At 61.8% G+C, this 18,347-nt stretch carries 18 protein-coding genes; 6 read left to right on the top strand and 12 right to left on the bottom strand.

Features of this window, described 5'->3' with window-relative positions:
• Positions 1–75: 75 nt before the first annotated feature.
• Positions 76–819, bottom strand: a complete 744-nt coding sequence (locus Q7F16_RS16595) for a phosphatase PAP2 family protein (protein ID WP_046062591.1) — start codon at positions 817–819, stop codon at positions 76–78.
• A 311-nt stretch (positions 820–1,130) separates the two neighbouring features.
• On the opposite strand from Q7F16_RS16595, the gene colR reads away from it, so the two are divergent.
• From colR to Q7F16_RS16570, 5 genes are all read left to right on the top strand, one after another.
• Positions 1,131–1,814 (top strand): two-component system response regulator ColR, encoded by a 684-nt coding sequence (gene colR, locus Q7F16_RS16590; RefSeq protein ID WP_014339860.1) that lies wholly within the window; start codon positions 1,131–1,133, stop codon positions 1,812–1,814.
• Positions 1,804–3,081: a sensor histidine kinase gene (locus Q7F16_RS16585; protein ID WP_046062590.1), complete on the top strand. Its 1,278-nt coding sequence runs from the start codon at positions 1,804–1,806 to the stop codon at positions 3,079–3,081. The genes colR and Q7F16_RS16585 overlap by 11 nt, the downstream gene beginning before the upstream one ends.
• Before the next feature lie 114 nt (positions 3,082–3,195).
• Entirely contained in the window at positions 3,196–3,864 is a 669-nt protein-coding gene (locus Q7F16_RS16580; RefSeq protein WP_014339858.1) for a class I SAM-dependent methyltransferase, read from the top strand.
• 4 nt (positions 3,865–3,868) lie between these two features.
• A complete protein-coding gene (locus Q7F16_RS16575) occupies positions 3,869–4,579 on the top strand; it encodes a lipopolysaccharide kinase InaA family protein (RefSeq protein ID WP_046062589.1) in 711 nt (236 codons plus the stop codon).
• Between the two features lie 2 nt (positions 4,580–4,581).
• A complete protein-coding gene (locus Q7F16_RS16570; RefSeq protein WP_041476108.1) occupies positions 4,582–4,809 on the top strand; it encodes a hypothetical protein in 228 nt (75 codons plus the stop codon).
• Between the two features lie 207 nt (positions 4,810–5,016).
• Here the strand turns inward: Q7F16_RS16570 and Q7F16_RS16565 are convergent, their stop codons facing one another.
• The 11 genes from Q7F16_RS16565 to Q7F16_RS16515 form a co-directional block, all read right to left on the bottom strand.
• Positions 5,017–8,043 carry a multidrug efflux RND transporter permease subunit gene (locus tag Q7F16_RS16565; protein WP_409556070.1) on the bottom strand — a complete coding sequence of 1,009 codons (3,027 nt, stop codon included), beginning with the start codon at positions 8,041–8,043 and terminating at the stop codon, positions 5,017–5,019.
• A gap of 13 nt (positions 8,044–8,056) precedes the next feature.
• Positions 8,057–9,205: an efflux RND transporter periplasmic adaptor subunit gene (locus Q7F16_RS16560; RefSeq protein WP_046062587.1), complete on the bottom strand. Its 1,149-nt coding sequence runs from the start codon at positions 9,203–9,205 to the stop codon at positions 8,057–8,059.
• A 155-nt stretch (positions 9,206–9,360) separates the two neighbouring features.
• Positions 9,361–10,458: a DUF1513 domain-containing protein gene (locus tag Q7F16_RS16555; protein ID WP_409556069.1), complete on the bottom strand. Its 1,098-nt coding sequence runs from the start codon at positions 10,456–10,458 to the stop codon at positions 9,361–9,363.
• Positions 10,459–10,460: 2 nt separating this feature from the next.
• Entirely contained in the window at positions 10,461–11,525 is a 1,065-nt protein-coding gene (locus Q7F16_RS16550; RefSeq protein ID WP_409556068.1) for an imelysin family protein, read from the bottom strand.
• Positions 11,526–11,553: 28 nt separating this feature from the next.
• On the bottom strand, positions 11,554–12,981 hold the full coding sequence (locus Q7F16_RS16545) for a di-heme oxidoreductase family protein (protein ID WP_409556067.1): 1,428 nt from the start codon (positions 12,979–12,981) through the stop codon (positions 11,554–11,556).
• A gap of 154 nt (positions 12,982–13,135) precedes the next feature.
• Entirely contained in the window at positions 13,136–14,476 is a 1,341-nt protein-coding gene (locus tag Q7F16_RS16540) for a sensor histidine kinase (protein WP_046062584.1), read from the bottom strand.
• 65 nt (positions 14,477–14,541) lie between these two features.
• Entirely contained in the window at positions 14,542–14,979 is a 438-nt protein-coding gene (locus Q7F16_RS16535) for a Spy/CpxP family protein refolding chaperone (protein ID WP_014339849.1), read from the bottom strand.
• Positions 14,980–15,283: 304 nt separating this feature from the next.
• Positions 15,284–15,961 (bottom strand): response regulator transcription factor, encoded by a 678-nt coding sequence (locus tag Q7F16_RS16530; RefSeq protein ID WP_409556066.1) that lies wholly within the window; start codon positions 15,959–15,961, stop codon positions 15,284–15,286.
• A gap of 7 nt (positions 15,962–15,968) precedes the next feature.
• Complete coding sequence (locus tag Q7F16_RS16525; RefSeq protein ID WP_046062581.1) at positions 15,969–16,379, bottom strand: translation initiation factor 2; 411 nt, start codon at positions 16,377–16,379, stop codon at positions 15,969–15,971.
• 107 nt (positions 16,380–16,486) lie between these two features.
• Positions 16,487–16,786, bottom strand: a complete 300-nt coding sequence (locus tag Q7F16_RS16520; RefSeq protein ID WP_409556065.1) for a YciI family protein — start codon at positions 16,784–16,786, stop codon at positions 16,487–16,489.
• Between the two features lies 1 nt (position 16,787).
• Entirely contained in the window at positions 16,788–17,384 is a 597-nt protein-coding gene (locus Q7F16_RS16515) for a septation protein A (RefSeq protein ID WP_079303492.1), read from the bottom strand.
• Between the two features lie 87 nt (positions 17,385–17,471).
• Between Q7F16_RS16515 and Q7F16_RS16510 the strand changes: the two genes are divergently transcribed.
• On the top strand, positions 17,472–18,335 hold the full coding sequence (locus Q7F16_RS16510) for a PHP domain-containing protein (RefSeq protein WP_409556064.1): 864 nt from the start codon (positions 17,472–17,474) through the stop codon (positions 18,333–18,335).
• The last annotated feature ends 12 nt before the right edge of the window (positions 18,336–18,347 follow it).

Here is an 18,347-nt window from a genome sequence, read left to right as displayed (position 1 = left end):
GCCCCAGCATTGAGCAGGGCTCGGTTGTCTCTGTGGGAGCAAGCTTAGCTCCCACAGGGTTTGTCCGAGGCGCTTTCAGGCGTTGGCGGGCTGGCTCAACACTGCGCGATCAGTCATGGCGGCCGGTCGGTACAGAATGTAGTAGTAACACCCCAGGCAAATCAGCCAACAGAACACCGCCGTCCACACGTTATGGGAAAAGAAGTGCGCCCCTTGCATCATCCGCCCCAGGGAAAACACCGTACCCAGCGTGAAGGCGAGCGCCAAGGCCTGGCGGGCCAGGCGTGGGCGGCGGTCGCGCAGGACGAAGAACAGCGCAAACAACGTGAACCCGGTGGCGGCGTGACCGCCGGGCCAGCATCGACCGGGTTTGTCCGTGGCCGGGCGCGGGCTGAGCAGCTCACTGTAGTTTTCCTTGCCGCCGAACTCCTTCACGCTCCAGGGGCATTGCACCGCTGTCACCGCTTTCATCGGTGTGACGAAGGACGTCGCCAGTGCCAGGGACAGCACCAGGCAACCCAGTTCCCGTTTGAACGGTTTGAGCCGTGCGATGAAAAACGTACCGATGAAGCCGAGGATTGCCAGCATGGAGAATGCGATAACCAGCTCTTTGGCTCGGTCGTGCAGGATGTCTTCCAGGAAAAAACTGTGCCGACCGATGAATCCACCCGCCATCGGGTCGTAAAACAGCTTGGCCACGTCCATGTCCAGCGTGGTCAATTCCAGCAACACCAAAATGGCTGCGACAACAGCAGGCAGGCCCAGGGCAACCCAGAAATTCAGGGGCCTGGAAACGGGGCGGATGGCGGTGGAAACCATGAGAGTACCTTTGATGGGTTTTTCGTAAGCAGCGCGTTGCGCGCAGTCTCGTTTGCGCTGCGTCGGGGCGGTGTGAAGGTTGGGTGAAAAACTCGTCAATGCCCGCGCAGTCCTGTTCCTGAGCTCACTGGATCCTTGTGGGAGCGAGCTTGCTCGCGATAGCGTCGGCACACCCAACATTGATGGCGGCTGATCCACCGCTATCGCGAGCAAGCTCGCTGTCACAGCGGATACAATCCTAGCCGTGAGCCAAACTTGGCCGTAAGCTGCGCGGGCCAAGATGGCCGTTAACTGTGTACGCAGAGGTGCCCATGCGAATTCTATTGGTCGAAGACAACCGCGACATCCTGGCCAACCTGGCCGATTACCTGGAGCTCAAGGGCTACACCGTCGATTGTGCCCAGGACGGTTTGTCGGGGTTGCACCTGGCCGCGACCGAACACTACGACCTGATCGTGCTCGACATCATGCTACCGGGCATCGACGGCTATACCTTGTGCCAGCGCCTGCGCGAAGATGCCCGGCGCGATACGCCGGTGATCATGCTCACCGCCCGGGATCAGTTGGACGATCGTCTGCAGGGCTTCAAGTCAGGGGCCGATGACTACCTGATCAAACCGTTTGCCCTGTCAGAATTGGCAGCGCGGATCGAAGCCGTCATGCGTCGGGCCCAGGGCGGTGGCCGCCGGGCCTTGCAGGTTGGCGACCTGAGCTACGACCTCGATACCCTGGAAGTGACGCGGGAAGGCAAGCTGCTCAAGCTCAACCCCGTAGGCCTCAAGCTGCTGGCGGTATTGATGCAGAAAAGCCCTCACGTGCTGCGCCGCGAAATCCTCGAAGAAGCGTTGTGGGGCGATGACTGCCCGGACAGCGACAGCTTGCGCAGTCACGTCCATCAATTGCGCCAGGTGATCGACAAACCGTTCGACAAACCGTTGCTGCACACCGTACACGGCGTCGGCTATCGCCTGGCCGAGGGCCGCGATGGAGTTTAAGCAGAGCCTTGCCCAACGGATCATCATCGCCTTTGCGCTGATGAGCGCATTGGTGGCTGGCGCTTTCGCCATGGGCATCGTGGCGACGGTCCATCTGGTGGAAGAGAAACTGATTTCCGCCGGGCTTGGTGGTGATCTGCAACGCTTGCTGTTGATGGACAGTGTTTCGGACTGGAACCATCGGCCGGAACCTGACCAATTGTTTTATTTCAGTGGCGGCCCAGGTGACTTCGAGTTGCCTAAGGACCTGCGCCATCTGGAGCGTGGGTTTCACGAGGTGTTTCGCGAGCAGTTGTCGTATCACGCCATGGTCGAGATCGTTGACGGTCGGCATTACGTGTTGCTGCAGGACCAGAGCGACTTCGAAGAGCGCGAGCGGGTGCTGTTCGCCGTGGTGCTGGTGGGCTTTGTGCTCAGCCTGGCACTGGCGGTATTTTTGGGCTGGGTCCTGGCACGCCGGGTGATGGCGCCGGTGGTTCGCCTGGCCCGGCAGGTGCGCCATCGCGACCAGCTCCTCGGCCTCGCTCCACCGCTGGCCCCGGATTATGCCGCCGATGAAGTGGGTGAACTGGCCGTGGCATTCGACGCAACACTGGGGCGCTTGCGCCAGGCCCTGACCCGCGAGCGATTGTTCACCAGCGACGTGAGCCACGAATTGCGCACACCGTTGATGGTGTTGGCGACCTCCTGTGAGTTGCTGCTGGAAAACCCGGCACTGGACCCGCGCGGTCGTACCCAGGTCGAACGCATCAATCGAGCCAGTGAAGAGATGCGTGAGTTGGTGCAGACCTTCCTGATGCTCGCCAGGGCCGAACGCGAAGACAACGGCATGTCGCCTCGGCTGACCCTGGGGCAGGTGGCCGAGAACCTCCTCGGCGTGTGGCGCGCGCCCATTGAATCCAAAGGCCTGATGCTGATCTTCGACCCCGGGCAAACTGTCGACACCCTGTATAACGCCACGTTCCTGACTGCCGTGATGGGCAATTTGCTACGCAACGCCCTGCACTACACCGATCAGGGGTTCATCCGCCTTTCGCTGACCGCCACCGGCTTTGTGGTCGAGGACAGTGGCGTAGGCATTCCCGAGGAGAAGCGCGAGGCGATGTTCGAGCCGTTCGTGCGCGGTAACGAAAAACGCGGCGAGGGATTGGGGTTGGGGTTGTCCCTGGTGCAGCGCATTTGCGAGAACCAGGGCTGGACGGTGAGCCTCAGTACGATGGAGCCCAACGGTTGCCATTTCGAAGTGGAATTGAACCCAAAGGGCTAAGCGAATGTTTGGAAAAGTCTTGTAAACAATAGGGCATTTACGTGACTTTATTTTCACAAAGACATGACATCCCGTTCCATAAGGTGGGGCCGATCAGTCATGGAGCCCCCCTTTATGTCCAAGCCCATCAAGCTGGATTTTTCCGAAAAATACGACGAGCAGCACGCCAAGCAATATTTTCTTAAACATCGCAGTGGCTTGAGTCGCCGTCTTTCCAACCAGCGAGACCAACAACTGGCCCGGCGTGCGTTGGCGCTTGCCGGTGACCCCGGCCTGGTGTTGGACTTGCCGTGCGGTGCCGGACGTTTCTGGTCCTTGTTGGCCGAAAAACCGAACAGGGTCATCATCGGCGCGGACAATTCCGAGGCCATGCTCAAGACCGCATTGGAGGCCCAACCGAGTGAGGTCGTAAAACGGGTACGCCCCTTGCACACATCCGCGTTCGACATCGCCTTGCCTGATAACGCCGTCGATAGCATTTTTTGCATGCGCTTGCTGCACCACATCGGCGAACCCGCGCATCGACTGGCGATTCTGAAGGAATTCGAGCGAGTCAGCCGTGACAGCGTGATCGTTTCGTTGTGGGTCGATGGCAATTTCAAGGCCTGGAAACGCAAGCGTCTGGAGCGCAGCCGTGGGCAGAAAGACTACCAGAATCGATTTGTGTTACCGACTGATACAGTAGAAGAGGAGTTTCGGCAGGCTGGGTTTCGCATTCAGGAACGACTGGATTTCCTACCGCTCTATGCCATGTGGCGAGTTTATGTATTACGCAAGAGGTAACAGCATGGTTGTGCAGGCAGTAGAGACAACTGGCATTTCCCACAGCAGCTTCGAACACTTCTGGAACCAGCAAGGTGAGTGGGTAGAAGAACCCAACGTGCGGCGTGGCGGTGAAAGCGGTGTGCAGCGGATCAACAACACCGACGGCGAGCTGCTTTATGCCAAGCGTCAGACCGGCCACATTTATCGCAGTTGGCTGCATCCATTCGGTCGGCCGACCGTACTGCGTGAGCAAGACGCGCTGCTGGCGTTGACTCGACTGGATGTCCGTGTGCCCGAGCTGATCTTCTGTGGTGCCCAGCGCGACCCCGTTCACAAGTGGCGTGCGCTGTTGGTGACCCATGCGCTGGAAGGCTTTGAGGAGATCGAGCACTGGTATGCCGAAGGCGGACGTGAGCGCCATGGCGAAGCGGTGCATGATCGAATCCTCCAGGCATTGGCGCAGAACCTGGCCCGCATGCACAAAGGCCGTTGGCAACATGGCTGCCTCTACATCAAGCATGTCTTTGTACGTGTGATGGGGGAGGGCGAAGCGGCCAAGGTCGAAGTGGCCCTGCTGGACCTGGAAAAGTGTCGTCAACGCCTGACTGCCCGGCGTGCGGCCTCCCATGACATGAAACAGCTGCGGCGCCATTCGTCGTTCAGCGATGTTGATTGGGAAAAACTCGTCTACTTTTATGAGGCGGCGTTTGGCAGCGCTATCAAAGGTTTATAGCGATGAAACTAGAAATTGCTAGAGGTTTGTTTTTAGTAGGAGCCCTGGCAGTTGCATCGATGGCGGTGGCTGTGTGGGAACAGCCGCGCTCGCAGATTCTCAGTGTGTCCAATGCTGATGCGCATTGTCCTTTGCCACGCGTGGCAAAGGCCAGCGAGGCGATCCAACCGGACGATGATCTGCTGCTGTTCATGTTCAGCCTGTCCCAGGGGATGAGGCCGCAAAGTTGAGAGACATGAAGCCAAAATAAAGGCCTCCTGTATGAGGCCTTTATTTTTTTGACTGTAGAAAACCATTGTGGCGAGGGGATTTATCTCCGTTGGATTGTGGGAGCAAAGCTTGCTCGCGAAACAGCCGCCTCGATTTCTGGAAGACCGCATCGCCTTCATCGCGGGCAAGCCTTGCTCCCACACTATCCCTCGCCACAGGTGTCTACTTCAGGCCTTGTCCGGCTTGGCCAGCAGCGTGTAGACGCAAGGCAGCACGAACAGGGTGAACAGTGTGCCAATCGACATCCCGGTTGCGATCACCATGCCGATGTCGAAGCGGCTCACCGCCCCGGCGCCTGTGGCGAAGATGAGCGGTACCATGCCGAACACCATCGCCGCAGTGGTCATCAGCACTGGCCGCAGACGAATCGACGCGGCTTGTTCCACCGCTTCGCGCGGTGTCAGGTTCTGTTCCCTGCGCAACTGGTTGGCGAACTCGACAATCAGGATCCCGTGTTTGCTGATCAGGCCAATCAGCGTCACCAGGCCCACCTGGGTATAGATGTTCATGCTCGACCAGCCGAGGAACAGCGGGATCAAGGCTCCGCAAATGGACAGCGGCACGGTCACCAGGATCACCAGTGGGTCCCGGAAGCTTTCGAACTGCGCGGCCAGCACCAGGAAGATGATCGCCAGGGCCAGGGCAAAGGTCACCCACAACGCGCTGCCTTCCTGTACGAACTGGCGCGAAGCCCCGGCGTAATCGAAGGCGAACCCCACCGGCGCTTCCTCCCGGGCGATCTGGCGGACGGTCTCGATCGCCTCACCCATGCTCACGACGGGGAAGCCCGAAATGGTCACCGCATTGAGCTGCTGGAACTGGTTCAGTTGTCGCGGTCGCGCCCGGTCGCTCACCTTGATCAGGGTCGACAGCGGTAGCGATTCACCCTTGGCATTTTTCACGTAGTAGTTGTTCAACCAGTCCGGGTTGTCCCGGAAGGGCCGTTCGACCTGGGCAATGACCTTGTAGCTGCGTCCCTCGAGGGTGAAGCGGTTGATCTCGGCTTCACCCAGCAGTGTCGCCAGGGTACCGCCCAGGTCCTGCATCGAAACGCCCATCTGGGCGGCCTTGGCGCGATCGATATCCACCACGACTTCGGGCTTGTCGAACGCCAGGTCAATGTCCATGAAGGCGAACTTGCCGGATTCCAAAGCGCGCTTTTTGACCCGGTCGGCAACCTCCAGCAGCGTCGCATAATCCTTCGGCGAGTTGATGACGAACGCAAATGGCAAGCCTTCGCCGGTGCCCGGCAGTGAGGGCAGGTTGAAACCGAAGATCTGCAAGCCAGGCACGCTTTCCAGCTTGGCCTGGACCTCTGGCAGAATTTCCATCTGGGTGCGGCTGCGTTCGTTCCAGGGCTTGAGCAGGAAGCCGCCAATGCCCGACTGCACGCCGTTGTAGCCGTTGATCTGGAACGAGGAGTAGTACTCCGGGAACTCCTTGAAGATGGTAATGAAGTGATCGGTGTACGTGTTCAGGTAGTCGAGGTTGGTGGGTTGCGGAGCGGTGGCCATCATGAAGATGATGCCCTGGTCTTCGTCGGGAGCCAGTTCGGACTTGGTGAACATGATCAGCACCGGGATCAGCAGCAGGACGATCACGGCGAACACCAGGACCACCGGCCGGGTGTTGAGCGTGCCGTGAAGCATGCGCTGGTAGCGGCTCTTCAAGCGTTCGAATATCACGTCCAGTCGGTGGGCCAGCCCTGAGGGGTTCTCGTCGTGACGCAGGAGCATGGCGCACATCATCGGTGACAGGGTCAGGGCGACGATCCCGGAGATCACCACCGCCCCGGCCAGGGTCAATGCGAACTCCTTGAACAAAGCGCCCGTCAGGCCCTCGAGCAGGCCGATCGGCGCGTACACCGCCGCCAGGGTGATGGTCATCGAGACCACCGGCATGGCGATTTCCCGGGCCCCTTCTATTGCGGCATCGAACGGGGTCTTGCCTTCCTCGATGTGCCGGTGAATGTTCTCCACCACCACAATGGCGTCGTCCACCACCAGACCGATGGCGAGCACCATGGCCAGCAGGGTCAGGAGGTTCATCGAGTAGCCCATCAACTGCATGAAGAACATCACGCCGATCATCGACAGCGGGATGGTCACCACCGGGATGACCACCGAACGCAGGGCACCGAGGAACAGGAACACCACGACGATGACGATCAGCACCGCCTCGAACAGGGTTTTCACCACTTCGTCGATGGAGGCCTGGATGAACAGGGTGGCGTCGTAGGCGATCTCGGCCTTGAGGTTGGTCGGGAGCTGGGCCTCCATGTCCGGCATGATCTTGCGCACTTCCTTGATCACATCCAGCGGGTTCGCACCGGGCGTGGCCTTGATCCCGATGTACACCGAAGGCGTGCCACCAAAGGAGCTGATGGTGTCGTAGTTCTCGGCGCCCATTTCCACGCGAGCCACGTCCCGCAGCAACACGCGGCTGTCGCCGTCGGTCTTGAGCGGGATCGCGCCGAAGGCCTCGGCGGACTTGAGTTCGGTGTTGGCGTTGATGCTGGTGACGACGAATTCGCCTTTCACTTCACCGGCAGCGGAGAGGAAGTTGTGCTGGCGCACGGCGTTGGTCACGTCGGCGGCGGTCAGGCCGAAACCGGCGAGCTTGACCGGGTCCAGCCACAGGCGCATGGCGAAGACCTGGTTGCCGAGGATCTCTGCCTCAGCCATGCCTGGCAGGGTCGCCAGTTTGGGCTGGATCACCCGTGACAGGTAGTCGGTGATCTGCGGGTTGTTCAGTTCCTTGCTGAAGAAGCTGATGTACATCAGTGCCGAGGCATCGGCGGCTTCGCGGCTGAGGACCGGGTCCTCGGCGTCCTGGGGCAGTTGGTTCTTGACCTCGTTGGCCTTGGCCAGCAGTTCGGTAAAGAGCCGGTCGCTGTTGGAACCGATGCGGGCATAGACCGAAATCACCGAGAAATTCTGGCGGCTGACCGAGGTCATGTAGTCGATGCCCTCGGCACTGGCCAGGCTCTGCTGCATCGGCTGGGTGATGTAGCCCTGGATGGTCTCGGCGTTGGCCCCGGGGTAGGCGGTGGTCACCGTGATCAGGGCGTTCTCCATTTGCGGATACTGGCGCAGGGGCAACTTGCTCCAGGCCTGGAAGCCCAGCAGCACGATCAACAGGCTGACCACGGTGGCGAGCACCGGACGGCGGATGAATGGATCGGTAAAGGCCATGGGGGTTCCTTGATCAGTCCGCGCGCGGCGAGCTGTTCTGTTCGGTCAGGGTCTTGTCGTCGCTGATGGCGATCGGCGTACCGTTATCGAGCTTGAGCTGGCCGGCGGTCACGACTTGTTCGCCGCTCTGCACGCCTTTGGTAACCAATACCTGCCCGTCGCGGCGCTCGCCGGTTTCTACGAAACGCCGTTCGGCGATCAGGACCGGCTGGCCCTTGTCGTCTTTCTCGACATTGCCGTCGGCGCCTTTCTTTTGGGTCACCACGTACATGGAGTTGCCGTAGAGCGTGTAGGTCACGGCGCTTTCCGGCACGACGATTCCGGCGGCCACGTCTGGCAGGATGACTTCCAGGTTGGCGAACATGCCAGGCAGCAGCTTGCCGTCGGGGTTGGCCAGGGTGGCGCGTACCAATACGTTGCGGGTGCTGTCTTCGACCTTGGGGTTGATCGCGCTGATGGTGGCGACGAAGTTCTGCCCGGGGTAGGCCGAGACGCTGACGTTGACCGGCTGGGCAACGGCGAGCCTGGGCACGGTTTGTTCAGGGACGTAGAAGTCCACGTAAAGGCTGCTGAGGTCCTGCAGGGTGGCGATCACCGTGCCGCTGGCCAGGTAGTCGCCGACATCCACCTGGCGAATGCCGATGGTGCCGCTGAACGGTGCCAGGATGTGCTTCTTGGCCAGCGAAGCCTTGAGCTGATTGACCGTGGCCTGGTTCTTTTTCAGTTGCGCCGAGAGCCGGTCGAACTCGCCCTTGGAGATCGCCTGGCTGCCCACCAGTTGTCGGCCGCGACCGAAATCCAGTTGCGACAGCCCAAGGTCGGCCTCGGCGGTTGCCAGCAGGGCGCTTTCGACTTCACTGTCCAGTTGCAGGAGTGGCTGGCCGGCCTTGACCTTCTGTCCGGACTGGAACTGCAGCTTCTGCACGGTCCCGGCAATTTCCAGGCTCAGGTCCACGCCTTGCAGCGCCTTGAGGCTGCCAACGGTGGGCAGGCGAGCCTGCCAGGGTTGCCGGGCGGCCGTGGCCACGGCGACGTTGACCGGTGGTTTGGGGGCAGAAAACATCTGGATCTGCTGGTAGACAGAGAAGGCCTTGTAGCCGGCGAGCAACAGCACCACCAGCAGGACAACACCCAACATGATCAGCATGCGGCGTCGCAGCATGTTCCACTTCCTTGGAAAAGAGCTGAGAGAAAATACAGATAGGCGGGCACATTACCCTGAGTGTGCGGGCTATTCCAGATGCTGGCGGGCTGGAGGTGCGTGGGATTTTTCCGAAAAATCAGGGAGCTCGGCCCCGAGGGGCTTCGCTCCCTGGCTCAGGCCAGATGCAAATGGTTGTCCCAGAGCCCTGCCGGCAGATCCAGAGGCTTTGCAACCAGTTGTGTCTGCTGGCAATCGTAATAGCGGCAACGCCCTTGTCCCGACGTCACGACAAAACCGTCGGCCACCGCGCCCACGCCGGCACAGTCCGGCAGCGGCGCATCCAGGCGTACTTCGCCACTGTCCAGGTCCCAGATGAAGAAGCGGTTGCCACGGGGGGCGGTCAGGGCCACCAGGCGCAGGTCGCTGTGCACGGCGACGCTGGCGGTGTAGTGCCCCATGGCCTGCAATTGCTCTTCAGGCACCGGGAACGCCTGGAACGGCTGGCCCGGCCGCTTGATCGCCAGCAGTTGCGACGACTCGTGGGCAGCGCCCATGAACTGCTGGCCGGAGACGATGGTGCCGTCGCTGGCGATGCCCAGGTGGCGCACGCTGTTCATCGATTGAGCGAGGCTTTCCTTGCTCAGCAGGGTGCCATCGCGTTGCATCAGCACCAGGCTCGGCTCCATGGCGTCGAGGTTCATTTCGACCCGGCTTTCGGCCTCGGTGCGAATGCCGCCGTTGGCGACCACCAGCGTTTCGCCATCGGACATCCATGACACCTGGTGAGGGCCGATGCCATGGGTGGACATCTCGCCGCTGTGCACCAGTCGTTCGCCTTCGAAACGGTACACGCCCAACAGGCCGCGTCCCGGGTCGGTGGTGTCGTTCTCGGTGGCGTACAGCCATTCGCCGCTTTTGTGGATCACCGCGTGGCCGTAGAAATGCCGGTTCGGCAACGAAGTGATGGTTTGCAGCAGCGTCCCGTCGCGCAGGTCGATCAGGTAGCTTTCGGTACCTGGACGACGGGCGACGAACAGCGCAATCGGCTGTGTCGGATGATTGATGATGTCATGGCAACGCTGGCCGACCTGGGTGGCGAACACCCGGGTGCCGTCCAGTCGATAGCCGACGGCGTAGTGCTTGCCGTCGCCATCGTCCCGTGCCGAAAGCAGGAGTGGGTGCTTGTCCTTTTGCTTGAACAGCGTCCAGCCGCCCAGGGTGACGGCACCGAGCAGCAAGCTGCCCAGTGCCAGAACCTGACGTCGAAACATGATCAGTCACCGTCGTTGGCATTGAAGCCCAGTTGAATGCCCAGCGCCTTGGCCAATTCGCCTTCGTGCAGGCGATGGACGACGTTGAGGCTGTCATACAAATCGTTGAGTTGCTGGCGCCCGGCATCGTCGTTGAGCATTTCGGTCAGCGAGCGCTGGCTGCTGGCGAACAATTTCAACGAGGCATCGTAGGCGGCATCGATCTTGTCGGCCAGTGGCTTCTGGTCGCTAGGCAGCAAGCCGCGCAGGCCTTTGTTGTCCACGCCCGCCCAGACGGTCCTGGCCGCGCTGAGGCTGGCCTCCAGGCCTTGCAACGACGACTGGCTGCGCCAGGCATCGGCCTGGAACGGTTGTGGCACGCCTTTGCTCTGGCGGCCCATCGGTGTGCCGAGCTTTTTCTTCAGCGTGTCCAGGGCGGTGACCTGGACGCGCAGCAGGTCAGCGATGGCCTCGTGGGAATCGGCGTAGCGCTGGTTGGGGAATTTGCTCATCTGGGCGAGCATGCCGTCGTTGGTGTTCCAGCCCGAGAGGATCTCTTCGGCCAGTTGCTTCTGGCGTTCGCCGATGGCGGTGAGCAGCGGGCAGTACTTGGCTTTTTGCGCACTGTCGGCCATGTCGATCCTGGCGTCGAACAGCAGGTATTCGTAGGCCGAGAGGCCCTGGACCACGACGCTGGACTTGGCCAGGCCGGCGGCGTCGATCTGTGGCTGGCTATTGACCAATTGCTCGACCTGACGGCCCACCAGGTTTTTCTTGTCCGGCCAGAACTGCACCTGCCAGGAGCGGTTGCCCTCGGCCAGTGGGCCGATCAGCAGCGGTTGCAGCTCGGCCCAGGCCTTTTGCGCCTTGAGAAAATCGGCGCGGGCGGTTTCCAGGTTTTCCTTGCCTTGGCAGAACGCCAGGGCGCTGGTCGCCAGTTGCCGGTCGGCATCCACCCAGCGGCTGTAGGTCGGCAGGATCACTTGCTTGGCGATGGCGGCCGAGGTAACGGCTTGCGGATCCTGGGGCGAACAGGCGCCAAGGGCGATGGCGGCGAGGCTGGTGAACAACAGCTTGGGACGGAACATGTTGTGCTCCCACTTCTGGAAAAGGTGTTTAAAGGGAATTCAGGAAGGCCAGCAACGCAGCGCGCTGTTCGACATTGAACGATAAGACCTGTCGCTGCGCCGCTTGTGCTTCGCCGCCATGCCACAGCACGGCTTCGAGCAGGTTGCGGGCACGACCGTCATGCAGGAACTGGGAGTGGCCGTTGACGGTTTCGGTCAGGCCTATGCCCCACAGCGGCGGGGTTCGCCAGTCACGGCCGCTGGCCTTGAATTCGCTGCGGTTGTCCGCCAGGCCTTCGCCCATGTCGTGCAACAGCAGGTCGGTGTAAGGGCGGATGACCTGGTTCGCCAGTTCCGGTTCGGCGGCGTTGGCGGAGGTGGTGTATTTCGGTGTGTGGCAGGACTGGCAACCGGCCTGGAAAAACAGATTCTTGCCCGCCAGCACCTGGGGTGAATTCACCTCGCGCCGGGCCGGTACGGCGAGGTTGCGGCTATAGAACAGCACCAGTCGCAGGATGTTGTCGCTGACTTCCGGTTCGCCGTCCGGGCCATTACCGCTGGGCGCGCGCTTGCAGTCGACCTGGGTCTCGGTGCAATCGTCGAAGGGCCGCAGGCTCGTCGTCAGGCCCATGTCACCGGAGAACGCGTGGACATTCTGTTGGTTGAGGTTGGGCTGCCCGGCCTTCCAGCCGAAGCGTCCCAGGACGGTTTTTTGTTGGGCATCGTCCCAGACCTGGTTGGGACGCCCGGCGATTCCATTTTTCTCCCGGGCCTGGGCCTCGGCGTTTGTCAGGATCGCTTCGTCAGGGATGGCTTCGAGCAGTCCCAGGCCGATCATCGGCGGGGCGACGCGGGCGGAAAAGCGCGTGTCCGGGTGCATCGGCCCATAGGCCAGTTGGGTGATCTGCAGGTTCGGCTTGCGCAGTTCCACGACGGTGCCGTCCTTGAAACGCACCGGGACCGGCGTGTAATCGACCCGCACCTTGCCTTCGGGGGCGACGCCGGGCACGGACATGTCCTGCAACTGCCCGCCGTAAACCGGCTCCGGCACCACCCCCAATTGCTCGATGACCTTGGCGTAAGGCGGCGCGTCGGGGATCGACAGGCGTACCAGCATCGATACTGCGGTGGTTGCGTCCGGCGCGGGCGGGTGGCCGCGACCGTCCTTGATGTGGCAGTTCTGGCAGGCGTTGGTGTTGAACAAAGGCCCGAGGCCGTCGCGGGCGGTGGTGGTCGAGGGAGCGATCACCCAGGGGCTGCGAAAGAAACTGTTACCGACGCTGAAGTCCACGCGCCGCGAGGGCGGCAGATTGGCCGAGGGCAGGGAAAAGGCGTTCTGATCCGTCTTGCGTACCGTCGCAGCGCCACCGGAACGGGCTTCACCGGGTTCGGCCTGGGTAAAACGCGGGGCATCATCGCAGGCGCTCAGGCCCAGGGCCATGAACAGCGCACATAAACGAAGAGGCAACGACGGCATCGGGCGTCCTGGGAGATGAGTGAAAACGAGGGCGCAAAGTCTAACAGGGCGGGGCAGTTTGAATAAGAGGAATTATCGTTTGGTTTGATGGGATCGTGCTTGCTTCACTGTGGCGAGGGAGCAAGCTCCCTCGCCACAGGTTCACCTAAGGCCCTCAGGGCTGGACGACAGCCCCCGGCACCAACGGCAACTCCAGCGTCGCGATGAACCCGCCGCCAGGATGATTACCCAGCACCAGCGTGCCGCCATGGCGTTCGGCGGCACGGCGTGCGATGGCCAGGCCCAGGCCGTGACCGGCGGCGGTCTGGCCGGGTGCGCGGTAGAACGGCTCGGCCAATTGCCCCAGGTGTTCGGCCTCCACGCCTGGCCCGTGGTCGCGCACGCTGATCAGGATCCGTTCGCCCTGGCGCGCCGCGCGCATCTCGATCGATTGCCCAGCCGGATTGAAGCGCTGGGCGTTTCGCAGCAGGTTGTCCACCGCTCGCTCGATCATGGTTGGCCAGCCCTTGAGGGTCAGGTCCGCCTCGGTTTCGAGCTGCACGGTTTGTTCCGGTGAGGCCAGTTGCGCATCTTTTTGCAGGGTGACCAGCAAGCCGTTGAGTTCCACCTCTTCGGCGCTGGCGTTGTCGGCATCGACCCGCGCCAACACCAGGATTTCGCTGATCAGTGCTTCCAGGCGATCGCATTCGCGGGTCAGGCGCGGCCAGAGCTTCTCACGCTCTTCAGGACTGGCCCGTTCAGCCAATGCCAGGGCAATGCGCAGCCGGGCCAGGGGCGAGCGCAGTTCGTGGGACACGTCGCGCAGCAGTTGTCGCTGGCTGGTGATCAAGCTTTGCAGGCGCGCGCCCATGCGGTTGAAGTCAGTGGCCAGTACGCCGAACTCATCCCGCCGGTTGGCCAGCTTGGCGAGGCTGTTCTGCTGATAGGCAGCCTGGCCCAGGTCATGCACCGCACCGCGCAGGCGACTCAGCGGGCGGGTGATGGACAGCGTCACCAACAGGCTGAACAACGTCAGCACCACCAGCGCGATCCCCAGCGCACTGAGGGGCCAGAGCAGGCTGTCGCGGTGCCAGGCGTCCAGTTCGGGATGGGGGATGCGATAGATGAACAGGTAGGTGTCGCCGGTTTTGGCGCTAGTGAATTCGTCGGTCAGGCGCCTCCAGGGCAGGCGTCGATCGTTGTTGTTCTGCCGCGCCTCGAAGGCCGCGGCGCGATGGGGGAAGGTGCCGCGCACCACCGGGTCGCCGCTTTCATTGAACACCTGGACGTCGACGTGGTACTGACGCTTGCGCTGTTGCAGGATGTCCTGGGCGGCGTCCTCGCCTTGGCTTTCGTAGGTTTGCGTCCACTCTTCGGGCAAGGTGTTGAGGCCCGGGTGGCGGCTGAGGATCCAGGCGTCCTGGTTGAGCATGTGGCCCATCAAGAGTGAAAGCCCTGCAACCAGAGCGATGGCCAGCCAGAAACTGGCCAGGATGCGCCAGAACAATGAACGCACGGTAAATCCTCGAAAACAAAGAAAGCCCAACGGCGACTTGCCGTTGGGCTGGGGGCTTCAGTGCATTATTGCGCTTTTTGCGGCTGTTGCGCTTTCCAGGCCTTGAACTCAGCCCACTCGGCACGACGCTCGGCCTGTTTCTTCTGGATCGCGTCGAACTCTTTCTGCTGTTCAGGCTTCAACAGCCCGCGGATCTGGGCATCGATCTTCTGATGCCGGGCTTGCATTTCGTCCTGCATGGCTTTCTGGTCGGCTGGCGACAGCTTGGCCAGGTACTTGTCTACCAGCTCGCGTTGTTCGTGGCGCTGTTCGCCCATGATCCGGCGAATCTGCTGGCGCTGTTCGCGGCTCAGGTCCAGTTGGCTGTACGGGCCTTTGTCGTGCATCTGGCCGCCGTGGCGTGGGCCGTCCATGGGTCCCATCGGACCGGCGCCTTCGGGCATGGCCATGGCGACGGTCGGCAGGGCGGCAGCGAACATCAGAGCGATAAGGGTCTTGCGCATGGTGTGTCTCCTTGTCTCATTCCCGGTCAGTTCCGGATGAGTGCAGATTACGGAGATCAAGGTCAGCGGCGGTCAGGGGTGGGTAAAGCTTGGGTAAAGACGGTTTGGTGCGGACCTGACAAATCTGCAGGGCCGGACACAGAAATTGTGGCGAGAGGATTACTGTGGCGAGGGGATTTATCCCCGCTGGGGTGCGAAGCGCCCCCAACTACCCAACCACTGCGGTGTATCAGATGAAACCGAGGGGGCGCTACGCGCCCCAGCGGGGATAAATCCCCTCGCCACAGGAGATCGGCGCAGTGCCTTAAAGGCTGTAGTAATAGCCCCGGCTACGCAGCGCCACGATGCGCGGGCGGCCGTCGGGGTGGGGGCCGATTTTCTTGCGCAGGTTGCTCACGTGCATATCGAGGCTGCGGTCGTACAGGGTCAGCTTGCGGCCCAGGGCGAGCTGCGCCAGTTCCTGCTTGCCCAGCGGCTCGCCCGGCTGCTTGAGCAGCGCTTCGAGCAGGCGGCTTTCGGAAACGGTGAGGGCCTGTTCCTGCTCATCGATGCTGACCACGCCACGCACCGGGCTGAAAGTCAGGTCACCCAGTTCGATCTGGCTGGACACCGCCGTCGGGTGGCTGCGGCGTAGCACGGCGCGCAGGCGGGCGGTCAGTTCGCGGGGGTCGCAGGGCTTGGCCAGGTAGTCATCGGCGCCCAGTTCCAGGCCGAGGATACGGTCCAGCGGTTCTCCCCGGGCCGACAGCATCAGCACCGGCAGCTCCGGGTGATCGTTGCGCAATTGCTTGAGCAGTTCCAGGCCACTGCCGTCGGGCAGCATCACGTCCAGTACCACGGCTGCCGGAGAGGTTTCGGCCAGGGCCTTGCGGGCACTTTGGCCATCGTGACAGGCCCGGACCTGAAAACCTTCCTGGCTCAACCAGCTTACGAGGAGCTCACACAGCTCCTGGTCATCGTCTATCAGTAACAGCTCGCTCATGACTCACTCAATTTAGCCATTGCCGACGTTGTCTACGTCCACCGCTGGCAAAGATACCGCACAGCAGGGCCAATAGCGCTACCCCGGCACCAATGACAAACCATTGCTGTTGATCGGTCAACAGGCGTGGCAGCGGGCTTGCCTGGGCTTCCTTGAGTTGCAGCTTCAGTCGCTGGTTTTCCTGGCGCAGCCTGGCCAGCAGTGCGCTCTCGCGTGCGCTGTCAGCGCTTTGCAATTGCTTGCTCAGTTCTTCACGCTGGCGTTCGCTGTCTTTCAGGCGTTGCTGCAGTTCGGCGATCTGGCCGCCGGCGCTCAGGGACAAGGGCGCCGAATGACTGCCCTCGGTGCTTTCCTCGCCATGGGCGGGTGCCCCGATCGCCAACGAGACCAACAACAGGCACAACGGACCTTTGCGCATTGCAACTCCTGAATTCCAATCGAGATTAGACAGGTTGTCGGCAGGCGAATGAGAAAGATGAGCAACGGGGGCAATGAGCCGCGAAGGCTCATCGCGCCAAGGGGGATTTACGGCAGGACTTGCTTGAACGGCTTGACCACGACATCGGCATAGACGCCGGCCGCCACGAACGGATCGGCCTTGGCCCAGACCTGCGCGGCGGCCAGGGAATCGAATTCGGCCACGATCAGGCTGCCGGTGAAACCCGCGGCGCCCGGGTCATTGCTGTCCACCGCCGGGTGCGGGCCGGCCAGCACGATACGACCTTCGGCCTTGAGCTGTTGCAGGCGTTCCAGGTGGGCCGGGCGTACGGCCAGGCGTTTTTCCAGGGAGTCGGCGACGTCGGTAGCAATGATTGCGTAGAGCATGTCAGTCCTCGGTTTTTGGCGTGGTGGGGTCGGCATCATGCAGATGACGGGACAGGTAGATACCCTGGCCAATCAGGAACAACAGCGTCATGCCCAGGCTGCCGAAGACCTTGAAGTCGACCCAGTAGTCCTGGAACGTGAACGCGACGAACAGGTTGGCGGCGCCGCAGAACAGGAAAAACGCGATCCAGGCGATGTTCAACCGGGTCCAGATCAGTTCCGGCAGGTTGATGGCATGGCCCATGATGCGCTTGATCAGCAGGCGGTCACCGATGAAGTGGCTGCCGATGAAAGCGAGGGCGAACAGCCAGTTGACCACCGGGGCCTTCCATTTGAGGAAGGTTTCGCTGTGGAAGGCCAGGGTCAGGCTGCCGAACACAAGGCAGGCGATCAGGGTCAGCCACTGGCTCTTCTCCAGCTTGCGCTGGGACACGAACAGCGCGCCGTAGACCACCAGGGAGCTGATGATCAGCACTGCCGTGGCGCTGTAAATACCGCCTACAGTCAAGGAATGACCGGCGAAGTCGACGGCCCGGGGATCAAGTTTGTAGACGATGAAAAACAGCAGGAGCGGGATGAAGTCGATGAATTGTTTCACAGTGGCAGCCAGAAGCAGGATGTGGCGGCATAATAACAAACATCCTTGGCCGCGATAGGGCCAGCTGATTTGAGGTAACAAACTCTCGTGAATGTTGATTTGCACTGCCATAGCACGGCCTCCGATGGCGCCCTGGCGCCTGCGGTTCTGGTGGCGCGGGCGTTCGAGCACGGCGTGCGAGTCCTGGCCCTGACCGATCACGACACCCTCGAAGGCCTCGACGAGGCCCGCAGCGCCGCCACGGCGCTGGGCATGCAGCTGGTCAATGGGGTCGAGCTGTCCTGTACCTGGGGCGGGGCGACCATCCATGTGCTGGGCTACGGCTTTGATGTGAATGCGCCGGCGTTGGTCCAGGCCATTGCACAACTGCGCGACGGGCGCTGGCTGCGTTCCGAAGAGATCAGCCGCAAGCTGGCCCTCAAGGGCATGCCCGGTGCGCTGGACGGCGCGAGGCAGATCCAGCAGGAACTGGGCGACAGTGGCAACGCACCGGCCCGGCCACACTTTGCCGACTGGATGGTGCGCGAAGGGTTCGTCAAGGACCGCGCCGAAGCGTTTCGCAAGTGGTTGGGGGCCGGTAAGCTGGGGGACGTCAAGCAGCACTGGCCGACGCTGGAAGAAACCGTCGGGACCCTGCGGGCCGCTGGCGCCTGGGTCAGCCTGGCACATCCATGGCACTATGATTTCACTCGCAGCAAGCGCCGCCGTCTGGTCGCCGACTATATTCAAGTGGGGGGCCATGCCATTGAGGTGGTCAACGGCCATCAGCCTGCCGAGCAGGTTGGCTGCCTGGCGATCCTGGCCCGTGAGTTCGGCCTGCTGGTCACCGCCGGCAGTGATTTCCATGGCCCTGGGGGCTGGTCCGAGATCGGCGAATACCGCCCGTTGCCGGAAGATCTGCCACCACTCTGGTGTAGATTCAAACATGATCCCGTTACCGCCGCCGTCTGAACAGGTAGAACA

Origin of the sequence: Pseudomonas sp. Lb2C2 (genome assembly GCF_052112205.1) — a bacterium.
Classification (GTDB): domain Bacteria; phylum Pseudomonadota; class Gammaproteobacteria; order Pseudomonadales; family Pseudomonadaceae; genus Aquipseudomonas; species Aquipseudomonas kilonensis.
The sequence above is the reverse complement of the archived record's forward strand: the minus strand, read 5'-3'. Positions and strand labels throughout refer to the sequence as shown.